Source organism: Acinetobacter sp. YH16038 (genome assembly GCF_013417275.1).
GTDB lineage: Bacteria > Pseudomonadota > Gammaproteobacteria > Pseudomonadales > Moraxellaceae > Acinetobacter.
Window position 1 is genome coordinate 15,980 of the sequence record NZ_VPEG01000037.1, and the last position, 13,092, is coordinate 29,071.

Genomic DNA, 13,092 nt, shown 5'->3' on the forward strand with positions numbered 1-13,092 from the left:
CCGAGTTACTCCTTATCAGAGGGTTGAACTTGTGATTTTTTCACAAGACCAGATGATTGAGCTGGGATTTGACCAGTTGGATCCATAACCAATTCTTCAACAGAGTTGAAGCGCGTAATTTCTGCAAGATCCATATTTGGCGAACCAATTTTAGCTTTGTATCCTGCTGCTTTACGTCTGTCTGAAGGTGCCCAATTCAGTGCGCCTGTCGATAATTCGTAAACCAAACCAACAAGTAAAACCAAAATAAAGATAGCTGCAGTTGCAAAACCAATCCAACCTACTTCACGAACAGAAGATGCCCATGCATACAGGTAAAGTGCTTCGAGGTCGAAGACTACAAAGAAAATTGCAACTAAATAGAATTTCGCAGACAAGCGGATACGAGCTCCACCTGCGCTGACTACGCCTGACTCAAACTGCTCCTGCTTGGCACGGCCCCATGATTTACCCCCGAGGAGTAATGGGACAGTGAGCATAAAGACGCATAAAAATGTAACGCCGATCACGAAGGCAATAATTGCCCATTCGTATGGAGTAATGGCACTCATGCGGGGATAACTCCTGGCAGGCCGATTTATTAACAAAGAATGTATGTATTGGCCTTCAAATACACCAAACACAAAATTAATCCCGCCAATTGTACCTGATTTTGGATTTCACTTGCTAGTTTATAAGCCTTAGTCTTTTGGATGATTTTTTAGACATTCCTAATTTTATTCTGGCTTTAAGCTCATAGAATCTCAACCGATCGTTTTTTTAAATTAAAGTTTAAATTTCCATTATTTTTTTCTAAACCCAGATAGACTTTTAAAGCTATGCTTAATTAAGCCTCACTCCTTTTACAGTGGCTGGCTACCCACCCAATGAAACGAAACTTATAAAGAATCAATTAAAAACATTTCACCTTTGCATCATGCTCCGGAAAATAAGTGTGTTTTTAAAAGATGTTTAACATGAATGTTGTCATTCAATTAGAAGCCCCCTTTTCTACCCGCTCTCGGTAAGCCTTAAAAGAGCAATTGTGTATTTTTGCAACACGTCCAACAGTTTGATTCAGATTATGATATTTCTATTTTTAAACACACTATCACATTTATAAAGTAACAATAAGGAGTCCATGCATGTCTCTACGATTTACCCATAAACCTGATTATTTTTTCTTTGCTCAATTATTGATGCGACATGTAGAAAGCTATATCCAAAAACATCAGGATGCCAGCAATGCAATCTTTGACTTAGGGGATATTCATAAACTTTTCCAGACAGACTATGCCTCTTCCAGCATTAACCTGGACGGTATTATGAATATTGCCGATGAGTACAAGCTTGAAACCTTATCTGGTGACCAGAAGCTAATCCAAAGCTATCAGGTAGATGTTAAAAACAACAAGCTACTGATCAACTTCAATTCTGATGCCTTAAACAGCCTGAAAGAAGGCAAACCACTGATTGAACCGGATGCTACCATCCATGAATAATCCCCTTTAAATAGCCATAAAAAAACGATACCTATGTATCGTTTTTTCTCACCTAAACTCTTATTCTGACTGATCTGACACTTCAGCTTTTTCCAGTTTTTCGATCGGTTTTTGCTTGATTTTTTTACCATAACGGCTGGCTGGCCAAATCATGATAAAGCGTGCACCACCCAGTGTCGGACTTTGATCGACCTGAATCTCTCCACCAAACCAGTAAGCAATCCGGCTGACAATAGACAAGCCCAAACCATAACCCCCTGAAGCACGGGTACGACTATCATCCAGTCGGGCAAAGGCTTCAAAGATACGAGCGCGGTCAGCTTCCGGAATCCCCGGACCATCATCTTCTACACAGATATATGCCATGCCCTTAGCATCTAGTCCACCGCTGATCAGGATTTTCTGCTCACAGTAGCGTACTGCATTACCCACCAGATTTTGCACCACACGATGCAGGTAACGTCGTTCAGCTTCTACGGTTACAGGTACTGGCATTGGCAGCACTTCGACTTCTTTTCCAGTTTTTAGAGCATCTGTTTCGACTGCCACCTGCTCCAACACTTCAAACAGATCAATATCTTCAAATTCAATTGAAGGCATGCCCTGTTCCAGTTTGGCATAAGTCATGATTTCATCGATCAAGGTATTTAAGGCTTCAATATCCTTATCGATCTGCTCAACCTGCTGCAGGCGGTAATCATAGTCGTCTTCATCTGCCATCATTTCCACTGCAAAACGGATACGGGCAACAGGTGTACGCAGCTCATGCGATACCGCACGCATCAATTCACGCTGCGCTTCAATCAGACGCTGAATATGATCCGACATATTGTTATAGCTGGAAGCCAGCGTCGCCATCTCATCACTACCCTCTACCGGAAGACGCAATGACATGTTCCCGGTTTTCATCTTGTTCAGGGCATAGCTAACTTCACGCAGTTTACGCTGCATTGGCACCAGCAGACCATAAATCCCCAGACTCAAGACAAACAAGCTCAATAAGGTAATTCCGGCAGCTAACTGGAATGGCATCCAGTTAAATAACGGCACTGGCCCCATGACTAGCACTTCAGACGTCGAGCTAGGAATAGGAGAAATGATTGAAATCGTAGTACCGCGAATTGAGGCACTGTCACGATATAGGATAATGCTGTGATCTAGACGCAAACGTCCGATCTGCTCGGAATCTAGTGGCAGGCTCTGGACATTTTCGATCGAGATTGGATAAGAGAAATAATCCTGAATTCGCTTCAGGTATTCTTTTTCCTGACCTGGGTAGTACACCAGATAGTCCAGAATAAAGACTGGTAAAGCCTTCATCTGACGTTCAGTAATATTATCCGCCTTAATATAAAGATAATGACTTGGATCATCACGTAGCCCAATGACAATATAAGCTACCCCGGTTTTGGCATCCCAACGCACGACTGCCTTACGGTCAGCCAGACGTCGGCCTTCCGCTCGGGTAATATCCACTTTACTGGCTTCAACATAGTAGATCGGCAATTCTAACAGATCAGACGCATCTGAAACCCAGTCCATCTTTTGCTGCAGATTAGGCTGTCTCGCAACCCCCTCACTGATAATATATGCCATACCATCAGTCAGGGATTCACGATACTCCTGCGCACGCTGGTAGTTGATGATCTGTACCAGCAGATAGCTGAATACTGCCACCAGGACCACAAGCATGACCAAGCCTGCGTATATCCGCAAAAATATACTGTGTTTAAACACCTATAAATTATCCTGTTTATTCAGGCGGCTAAAGGCACCGATTAGATACCGTTAGTTTCTTTGACGAATAGATAACCTTTACTACGTACTGTTTTAATACGTTTTGGATTTTCAGGATCGTCACCAATTTTTGGACGAATGCGCGAGATACGCACATCAATTGAACGGTCTTGGCCGTCATATTCGATACCGCGTAGACGTTCAAAGATATCTTCACGTGACAGGATGCGGCCCGCATTTGAAGCCAGCAGCCACAACAGGTCATATTCTGCACTGGTAAAGTCAACCAGCTCACCATTTAAGGTCACTGAACGACCACCATTGTCGATCACTAGGTCATCAAATTCGATGCGTTGAGCCACTTCATCTTCAGGCACCTTGTCGGTACGACGCAATAAAGCACGAATACGAGCTAATAGGACACGCGGCTGAACCGGTTTAGCGACATAGTCATCTGCACCCATTTCCAGACCTAGGACCTGATCCATATCTTCAGTACGTGCAGTTAGCATTAAAATCGGTTGATGATAATGTGGACGAACTTCACGACAGATGGTCAAACCATCAGCACCGGGCAACATGACATCTAGAACCACCATGTCTGGTTGCTCGGCAATAATACGACGAATAGCACGGTTGCCATCCGGCTCTACCCCAACCTCAAGACCATTACGGATGAGGTATTCTTGTGTTAAACGAGCAAGACGCTCATCATCTTCAACAATTAGAATTTTAGGTAACTTTTCTTCTTGGCTCATGTGTTGCCCCTTTATTTGATGGACGCATGCTACGGACGTATCCTTTTGAAATCCAATAGATACGTTTTTAATATGCTTGCAATATACACACGTTTACATTGTAAACAAGATAGCGTTCACCAAACCAATACATCAAAGTAGCATTTTGTAATATTTTATCGTGCACATTTCACTCGAATGTGCATTTAACTACCGTTTGTCGGCTTATTTGCATCGATTAAAGCTTAATCTGAACAAAATGTGACTAGTTGATTCAGGCCTTTTTAGTTATCCACAATGTTATCTATAAGCACTTTTTGCCAGCTTTGATATGCTATGCCTTGCCGGATAAGGCTTATGCAAGAATCAATAAAAATTGGGATCTTTTTGCAAAAGATTAAGATAAAACTTCAGAAAAATATTTAGCAAAATGTCAATATTGATCTACCCTAAATTTTCCCGTATCTTGTGTTCAATTAATTTTATAACCACTAGGTCTTGTGTTTATTCCTCGAACACTGTGGCACGATTTTTGCCCAGTTCAAACGGTCCATAAACATAAAAATAGATGACAATGGAGCTATGCTAACATGAGCGTAATCACGTCCACTCCGGGTCAACTTCAGGTGATTAAACGCACCGGTGATGTTGCCGCTTTTGATGCAGAAAAAATTTCTGTTGCAATTGGAAAAGCATTTTTGGCAGTAGAAGGCCAGCAAAGTGCAGATTCGAGCCGTATACACGACCGTATCGAACAATTAACGGAAATGGTTCTGAATACATTCAAACGCCGTTTACCATCGGGTGGTACGATCCATATCGAAGAAATTCAGGATCAGGTTGAACTTGCGCTGATGCGTACTGGCGAACAGAAAGTTGCACGTGCCTATGTCATCTACCGTGAACAACGTTCTGAAGCGCGCAAACAGTTAGGTGCCAACCATCACCCTACACTGCAAGTCACTGATGCAGAAGGTAAGTTAAAGCCGCTTGACTTAAGCGAATTGACTGCGACTGTGACTCGTGCTGCTGAAGGCCTTGAAGGGATCGACGTACAGGCGATTGTCGATGAGACCGTAAAAAACCTTTATAATGGTGTAAAAGAGTCTGACATCTCTACCACAATGATGATGGCAACTCGTACCCGTATTGAGCAAGAACCTAACTATACTTATGTGACTGCACGTCTGTTGCGTGATGACCTGGTGGCTACCGGTTTAGAGTTCTTGGGTCTATCCACTGATACTAATGAAGGTGATGCACTTGAAACTTTCCTGAAAAAAGGGATTGAGTTAGAGCTTCTTTCACCTGAATTGTTAAACTTTGACCTGGCTAAGCTGGCTGCAGCGATTCAACCAGAACGTTCAAACCAGTTCACTTACCTAGGTCTGCAAACCCTATTTGACCGTTACTTTATCCACTCAGATGGCGTGCGTTTCGAATTGCCGCAATTGTTCTTCATGCGTGTGTCTATGGGTCTTGCCCTGAACGAAGATAACCGTGAAGACCGTGCAATCGAGTTCTATAACTTATTGTCTAGCTTCGACTACATGGCGTCTACGCCTACCCTGTTCAACTCAGGTACGCTACGTCCACAGTTATCTAGCTGCTACTTAACTACAATTGATGATGATCTGTTTGACATCTATGGCGCGATGCGTGATAACGCAATGCTGTCTAAATGGGCAGGCGGTTTAGGTAATGACTGGACTCCAGTTCGTGCCCTGAACTCTTACATTAAAGGTACAAACGGTAAGTCTCAAGGTGTGGTGCCATTCCTTAAAGTTGCCAACGATACTGCTGTTGCAGTAAATCAGGGTGGTAAACGTAAAGGTGCGGTATGTGCATACCTGGAAACCTGGCATCTGGATATCGAAGAATTCCTTGAGCTGCGTAAGAACACTGGTGATGACCGTCGCCGTACTCACGACATGAACACTGCGAACTGGGTTCCTGACCTGTTCATGCAACGTGTATTTGAAGATGCCGAATGGACTCTGTTCACCCCTTCTGAAACACCTGATCTTCACGATCTGACTGGTGCAGAATTCGCTGAGCGTTATGCTTACTACGAAAGCATTGCCAAAGAAACAAATATGTTGCACAAGAAAATCCGTGCAAAAGATTTGTGGCGCAAAATGTTGTCTATGTTGTTTGAAACAGGTCACCCTTGGATCACATTTAAAGACGTATGTAACCTGCGTTCACCACAACAACACGTAGGTGTGGTTCACTCTTCTAACCTTTGTACAGAAATCACCCTGAACACCAGCAAAGAAGAAATCGCAGTATGTAACTTAGGTTCGATCAACCTGGTACAACACGTCCAAGGCGGCAAGCTGGATCGTGAAAAACTGGCGCGTACAGTGAAAACTGCGGTTCGTATGCTCGATAACGTCATCGACATCAACTACTACGCAGTTCCACAAGCACGTAACTCGAACCTGAAACACCGTCCAGTCGGTATGGGTATCATGGGCTTCCAGGATGCGCTTTACGAAATGGGTATGGCTTACGGTTCTGACGCTGCGGTTGAGTTTGCTGATGAATCAATGGAAGTGATTTCTTACTACGCAATTTCAACTTCAAGTGACCTTGCTGTTGAACGCGGTACGTATGAAACATTCAAAGGCTCATTGTGGGATCAAGGTATTCTGCCAATCGACTCACTTGACCTGGTTGCGAAAACTCGTCCAGAACGCATGTTTGAAGTAGACCGCACACAACGTCTGGACTGGGACACTTTACGTGCCAAAGTTCAAAAAGACGGTATGCGTAATTCGAATGTGATGGCGATTGCTCCGACTGCAACTATTTCGAACATTTGTGGCGTGTCTCAGTCAATCGAGCCTACATTCCAGAACCTGTATGTGAAATCTAACCTGTCTGGTGAATTCACAGTGATCAACCCGTACCTGGTACGTGCGTTGAAAGAACGTGGTCTTTGGGATGCAGTGATGGTCAATGACCTGAAACACTTTGAAGGTTCAGTACAAAAGATTTCTCGTATTCCTGAAGAATTGAAAGCGATCTTTGCGACTGCGTTTGAAGTTGAGCCACGCTGGATCGTAGATGCTGCTTCTCGTCGTCAAAAATGGATCGATCAGGCGCAATCTCTGAACCTGTACATCGCTGGTGCAAACGGTAAGAAACTGGACATCACTTACAAGATGGCTTGGTTACGTGGTCTGAAAACGACTTACTACCTACGTGCCTTAGGTGCAACTTCTGCTGAGAAATCAACCATTAATACTGGTGCATTGAATGCAGTTAAGCCTGCAACTGTTGCGGCTCCTGTAGTTGCAGCACCAGTGGTTGAAGAGAAAAAACCTGAAGCGCCTGTAGAGGAAGAAGGTTTCACTCAAGCAGCGCCAGTGCCACAAGCATGTTCAATTGATAATCCTGATTGTGAGGCTTGTCAGTAATCTGACGGGTTTCTAATCCACCCCGACCCTCCTTTTTCAAAGGAGGGAGATTTCTCGAAGCAAATGGTGGGATGCAAGTCCCCCTTTGCAAAAGGGGGATTTAGGGGGATTCCAAACTAACTGAGAAAAATCAAAGGAGGTGCGGATATAAAGAAAAATTTTAGGCAATAAAAATGGCCTGCCAAAACTGACAGACCATTGGTTTGAAAACCCAAGCTTTCAGAGGAAATACTTCCCTGAATCGCTAGAGTATTCTAGATGTTAAATTTTCGACGACTTAACGCAGAATACTTTAGCAAAGTTTAGGTAAAGAGTCATCCTCTGAAAGCGTCTTTTACAAAAAGGAGATGCTGATGAGAGTTATGTGCTCGTTGGATAAGCCTGTCAGTGTGTGCAACTACACTCGCATCCGATTTAATCGGTTAGAGTATGTTCGCTCACATTGTCGGAGTTATCCGAATCAAGCTCAACTAAGCTTGTGGTAAAAAGATGGGAGGCTGAAAAGCCTCTCGACTTAAATTAAAGGAAAACCTATGCCCCATATGACTCACAACTACATGTTAGGACTTGTGGCATTGATCCTTTCCTTTGCCGTTACCTTTTACGCACCGATTGCTTATTTCTGGTTTAAAGTTCGCCAGCAACAGCGTAAACAAAATAAGTAGTGGGGATTTATCTCTGAACAAATTCAGAGCATTCATCGACAAAACTTAATTTTGTTTACACAAATTGAGCGTATAGTAAGACATCTCAGCACTGCTGGATGTCTAATAAAAGATATAAAGCAACTAGAGAGAATTGATATGTCTATCCTAAGTTGGGACGATTTCGAAGATGATTCGCAAAAACCGGCTGCACCTGAACAGCAGCCTACGCCCGTCGAGCCGAAAAAAACGGCTAATCCGCAGATGGTATCTGATGCAAGCAACACATCGTCGAATGTGGCAGCTGCACAACCCGCTGCAGCCCCTCGAAGCGCAGGATCAAATTCAACCGATTCACTGGCAAGAGCATCTGCTTCCCTAGACCAGCTGGACGTTGCGCCTGGTCTTGAAGAACTTGAGATGGGTGCACAGCGTGTACAAGTTGATGATAAACGTATGATCAACTGCCGTGCTGACTTGAACCAGTTAGTGCCATTCAAATACGAATGGGCTTGGCAGAAATATCTGGATGGTTGTGCGAACCACTGGATGCCTCAAGAAATCAACATGAACCACGACATCGCGTTGTGGAAGTCTGAAAATGGCTTGACCGAAGATGAACGTACCATCGTGATGCGTTCACTGGGCTTCTTCTCTACAGCAGATTCACTGGTTGCAAACAACCTGGTATTGGCGATCTACCGTCACATCACCAACCCTGAATGCCGTCAGTACATCCTGCGTCAGTCATTTGAAGAAGCGATTCATACGCATGCTTACCAGTACTGTATCGAGTCTTTAGGTATGGACGAAGGTGAAGTCTTCAACATGTACCGCGAAGTCCCATCAGTTGCACGTAAAGCGGCTTGGGGCTTGAAATATACACAATCTCTAAGTGATCCTACTTTCAAAACCGGTACACCAGAAAACGACCAGATCTTGCTTCGCAACCTGATCGCATTCTACTGTGTACTTGAAGGTATCTTCTTCTACTGCGGTTTCACCCAAATTCTGTCTATGGGTCGTCGTAACAAGATGAATGGTGTTGCTGAGCAATTCCAGTACATCCTGCGTGATGAATCTATGCACCTGAACTTCGGTATTGATATGATCAACCAGATCAAGATCGAGAACCCACATCTGTGGACTGCTGAATTCCAGCAAGAAGTGATTCAGATGATCCTTGAAGGCACCATGCTTGAAATCGAATATGCACGTGACACGATGCCACGCGGTGTATTGGGCATGAATGCCGGTATGATGGAAGAATACCTGAAATTTATCTGTAACCGTCGCTTGAGCCAGTTAGGCTTGCCTGAACAGTTTACTGGTGTGAACAATCCATTCCAGTGGATGTCAGAAATGATGGATCTACGTAAAGAGAAGAACTTCTTCGAAACTCGCGTAACAGATTATCAAACTGGTGGCGCGTTAAGCTGGTAAGAAATATCACATAATATATAAAGTATTATGATCAAAAAAACCGCCTAAAATGGCGGTTTTTTTATTGGATGAATGCTTAACTTATTTCATCTTTTCAACGATTTGTTCAGCTTTTTTCAGATGTGTCGCTACCGCAGTACGGGTGTGCGTCAACATGCTTTTTAATTCCGCATTTTTCGCATTTGGAATCAATTGTGTATCCAAAGTGTTCAGGGCTTTACGATGTACTTCAACCTGACTCATCATATAGTCTTTATCGGCTGCAGATGGCTTGCTCAGGTCAGTAACAATCTTGTCACTATCGCTTTGCAATGCAGTACTGAGACTGCTTGCTTGAGGAGTTAATTTTAAACGGTCTGCCAGAGCCTGGCCTTTTTTCTCGTTCGCTGTATGTTCGCTAATCATCATTTGCGCATACTTACGTGCGTCATCTGTTTTAAGCTTAGGCAAGGCTGTTTTTGCCTGTTTGATTTCACCGTTATTGACCGTACTTACAACCTTAATCACTTGGCTCTCAGTTAAATTCATTCGGCTGTCATTTGATGCTTTAGAATTTGCTTGAGCAGCAGTTGAAGATTGCTGATTCATTGCCATCGTTTGACCAGCAGTGAATAGCAATACACCACTCATCGCAACGCAGTTAATCATCTTCTTCATTGGAATAGCTTTCATCATGACACCCTTTAATGTTTTATTAATTAAAATTGCCTTTATAAAATAGGTGAATTCACTTAAAAACAGTGTAATGTTTAAGTTGTTTTATGAGATCAATATCTAAGCATTTATTAACTTAAGCAAAGTCTGTTGGGGATTAGTTTCTTATTCAAACTCTACGTAAAAATTCGCAATATATTTATATTGAATAAAATACTAAAATTAATTAAGTTATTGATTTAAATTCTATTTTATAAATTTCAGTATATTTTTAGCCTTATTAAACTTATCTTAGTTTTGCTCCATTAAATCATTCCTTATTATTCAACAAATTAAGAAAATCTAAATTTAACTAAATTATTTGTTATCGGCTAAATCAACTTCTTATTAATCAGAACTTCTAGCTTTAGATAGTGAAAATTTATTACCTAAATATTTTTATAAAAGCTTGATCTCAAAATAAATTTCCTATGCTACTATCGGCCATATATGAATAATATTTATACAAATCCATAATAGCCAGAAGATAAATAGAGAGGGCTTATGAAAGGTTCCATCCTGGATTTTTCTATTCAAGATAATACGGGTTTTATCACAGGGGATGATAACAACCGCTACAGTTTTAGCGGTGCAGACTGGCGTGGACAACGCCCTCCTTCACGCGGTGACCGGGTTGATTTTATTGTTAACTCAACCGGTCAGGCAGCAGATATTTATCTGGCTTTGGGAAACTCGATTCATCTGGGAGAAAGCATTAGCAATCAGATTAATAAATATTCCAATCTGGATCAGGCTGAAGAGAATTACAGCAGTATCGACTGGTTTGTAAAATGTCTAACCAATTATGCAAACTTTTCAGGTCGTGCACGCCGTAAAGAATTTTGGTTCTTTATGCTGTTTTGTGTAATTTTAAGCATTATTAGTGAAGCCATTGATGCAGTTTTAGGCACCAAACCTTTGGTGAATGGCCTGCTAAATTTAGCGCTTCTGCTCCCAAGTCTGGCTGTAGGGGCACGTCGCTTGCATGACATTGGACGCTCTGGATGGTGGCAATTGCTTGTACTGACAGGGATAGGAGCCATTTTACTCATCATCTGGTGGGCAAATGATACCAAAAAAGAAAATAATGAATATGGTGCTCCTGCCAAGTAATGGAACATTACATATCCCGTCTTGATACTGGATATGTTTATAGATTATTTAATTTAATATCAAAGCAATACGTGGGCAATTCATGCTGCAAGATCAGTTATCCAAACTTCCCAATGCAATATGGGTGCGAATTTATAAAGATAAAATGCAACTGATGGACAATGAGGGCACGATTGTGCAAACAATGGTCCCTCCCGTTCCCTATGCGCATGAACGCAGCATCATTGCCGACTTTAATGCTGCCTCAGACACCCTAAAACAGCTGGTATCTACTTCAATTGTTCAAAAACTTTGGGGCTCTACAACGCTGCTGCAAGTTATGGATATGCCTGAAGAGGGTCTGACAGCTCTTGAACAGCGTGCCCTGCTAGAATTAGGTTATGAAAATAGTGCACAAAAGGTGATTCTGTATGATCCCGCAGGTCAGGAAATTACGAAAGCGAGCTTAAGCACCACTTATCCTAAAACCAATCTAAAAATCTTTCTGGTTATCTTAATTGTCGTCATTGCTGCTTCTATCTGGTTTTTAACACTTTAAATGCCCATGTAAAATTAAAAAATCCCGCGTTAAGCGGGATTTTTTAATTGAAGTTCAATGACATCATAAAATTTTATAAATCATCCATTCTGAACCTGCTGATTAGATTGGATTATATTTAATGATGTCATCCAGCTGTAAAGTTGCACTGTCTACATTCTGTAATATCAGCAAATCAGCGCGTGCAAAGGTGGTATTGGTATCGGAACCATCACGATCGATCGTCACGACTGTATCATCTCCACGTTGTTCGAGTGTGATATAGTTCCCCAGATTTGACGCATTTACTGCCTGATCACTTAATAATGCAGATACATCGATGGTGTCACCTTCAACTGCATTGAAGTCAGTCCAGGTATCTGTACCATTGCCGCCAGTTGCATCAGCATTATTTAGTAAATAATAGATCGCTGTATCTGCTCCTGCACCACCTGTCAGGATGTCATCACCTGCACCACCCTGTAACAGGTTATCTGCTGGATCGTCGGCATAGTTAAGAATCTGGTTTACCTGATCAATATTGATCACCAGATTTGCTGAAGCACTTTCCTGATCGGCCTGTCCCGCATTACGCGTTACCGTATATTCAAATACCTCACTCAGTAATGGGCCCTGTCCTACTGCACTATTGTATTCATAACTGAAATTACCATTTTCATAGAGTTTGAGCTCACCATATGTCCCTTCGATAAGGGTAAAGTTACCTCCTTCATCACTTAAATAGAAAGTTACTGGCTGCCCATTAATCTCAGTTAATACGCCACCCGCCCAATTATCCGCTTGTGTGCCGTCGGCTGAAGTTTCCTGAATATTGCCTGTTGCACGGTAGATTTCTCCATTGACTTCGTAGACTTCAGCAGTGGTTCCACCAAATAGCGTTAATGGATTACTTAAGGCTTCTTGAGCGATCAGGTCTATTAAGCCATCAACAGCTGGTAAAACATCATCCAGCCCTAAAGTACTTAGCAATGCATTTAATGATCCGAGCAAGGTATTTAAACCAGTCGTTAGGCCAGTTTCTTCAAGCACGGTATCTAGCAAAATATCGCTAACTAGTGGTTCAACCAGGTTATCGAATAATGCCTGGCCTGCACCATCTACCCCTTCTAAAATTCCATTTAGAAGCGCATCTAATGCTGTACCCAATCCTAAAGTAACCCGAATCCTGCTTAAGCCGATGACTTCATAATTTGAATTGTTGGCTTATTTTTATGGATCAGTTGATATGCACACAAGGACGCGTAAATCCCTCCTAGAAATCCATGAACACTACGTGCTTTG

General features: G+C 42.4%; 11 protein-coding genes and 1 pseudogene. 6 read left to right on the forward strand and 6 right to left on the reverse strand.

The genetic code is table 11. From position 1 onward, the window contains the following. Window positions 1–5: 5 nt before the first annotated feature. Entirely contained in the window at window positions 6–551 is a 546-nt protein-coding gene (gene ndhC, locus FTV34_RS13940) for an NADH-quinone oxidoreductase subunit A (RefSeq protein WP_004785092.1), read from the reverse strand. 573 nt (window positions 552–1,124) lie between these two features. On the opposite strand from ndhC, the gene FTV34_RS13945 reads away from it, so the two are divergent. Further along, complete coding sequence (locus tag FTV34_RS13945; RefSeq protein ID WP_004785094.1) at window positions 1,125–1,481, forward strand: hypothetical protein; 357 nt, start codon at window positions 1,125–1,127, stop codon at window positions 1,479–1,481. A gap of 60 nt (window positions 1,482–1,541) precedes the next feature. On the opposite strand, the gene bfmS is transcribed toward FTV34_RS13945, so the two are convergent. Together bfmS and bfmR are read right to left on the reverse strand one after the other, a co-directional pair. After that, on the reverse strand, window positions 1,542–3,218 hold the full coding sequence (gene bfmS / locus FTV34_RS13950; protein ID WP_166138643.1) for a sensor histidine kinase BfmS: 1,677 nt from the start codon (window positions 3,216–3,218) through the stop codon (window positions 1,542–1,544). A gap of 41 nt (window positions 3,219–3,259) precedes the next feature. Next, window positions 3,260–3,976 (reverse strand): response regulator transcription factor BfmR, encoded by a 717-nt coding sequence (bfmR, locus tag FTV34_RS13955; RefSeq protein WP_004785097.1) that lies wholly within the window; start codon window positions 3,974–3,976, stop codon window positions 3,260–3,262. 569 nt (window positions 3,977–4,545) lie between these two features. Here bfmR and FTV34_RS13960 point away from each other — a divergent pair. The 3 genes from FTV34_RS13960 (at window position 4,546) to FTV34_RS13965 (ending at window position 9,467) form a co-directional block, all read left to right on the forward strand. Further along, window positions 4,546–7,380, forward strand: a complete 2,835-nt coding sequence (locus FTV34_RS13960) for a ribonucleoside-diphosphate reductase subunit alpha (RefSeq protein ID WP_159124296.1) — start codon at window positions 4,546–4,548, stop codon at window positions 7,378–7,380. A gap of 533 nt (window positions 7,381–7,913) precedes the next feature. Further along, a complete protein-coding gene (locus FTV34_RS17970) occupies window positions 7,914–8,045 on the forward strand; it encodes a hypothetical protein (protein WP_005237071.1) in 132 nt (43 codons plus the stop codon). Window positions 8,046–8,183: 138 nt separating this feature from the next. After that, window positions 8,184–9,467, forward strand: coding sequence for a ribonucleotide-diphosphate reductase subunit beta (locus tag FTV34_RS13965; RefSeq protein WP_004785102.1), 1,284 nt, complete (start codon window positions 8,184–8,186; stop codon window positions 9,465–9,467). Window positions 9,468–9,548: 81 nt separating this feature from the next. Here FTV34_RS13965 and FTV34_RS13970 read toward each other — a convergent pair whose 3' ends face one another. After that, on the reverse strand, window positions 9,549–10,139 hold the full coding sequence (locus FTV34_RS13970; protein ID WP_171505613.1) for a DUF4142 domain-containing protein: 591 nt from the start codon (window positions 10,137–10,139) through the stop codon (window positions 9,549–9,551). A gap of 525 nt (window positions 10,140–10,664) precedes the next feature. Here FTV34_RS13970 and FTV34_RS13975 point away from each other — a divergent pair. Together FTV34_RS13975 and FTV34_RS13980 are read left to right on the forward strand one after the other, a co-directional pair. Then, window positions 10,665–11,273, forward strand: a complete 609-nt coding sequence (locus tag FTV34_RS13975) for a DUF805 domain-containing protein (RefSeq protein ID WP_180070586.1) — start codon at window positions 10,665–10,667, stop codon at window positions 11,271–11,273. 82 nt (window positions 11,274–11,355) lie between these two features. Next, entirely contained in the window at window positions 11,356–11,811 is a 456-nt protein-coding gene (locus tag FTV34_RS13980) for a hypothetical protein (RefSeq protein ID WP_180070588.1), read from the forward strand. A 102-nt stretch (window positions 11,812–11,913) separates the two neighbouring features. On the opposite strand, the gene FTV34_RS13985 is transcribed toward FTV34_RS13980, so the two are convergent. Together FTV34_RS13985 and FTV34_RS13990 are read right to left on the reverse strand one after the other, a co-directional pair. After that, the gene (locus FTV34_RS13985) at window positions 11,914–12,957 is read right to left on the reverse strand and encodes a type I secretion C-terminal target domain-containing protein (protein WP_180070589.1); all 1,044 of its coding nucleotides are present in this window, start codon (window positions 12,955–12,957) and stop codon (window positions 11,914–11,916) included. A 23-nt stretch (window positions 12,958–12,980) separates the two neighbouring features. Then, window positions 12,981–13,092, reverse strand: a pseudogene (locus tag FTV34_RS13990) (IS982 family transposase); the annotation flags it as partial.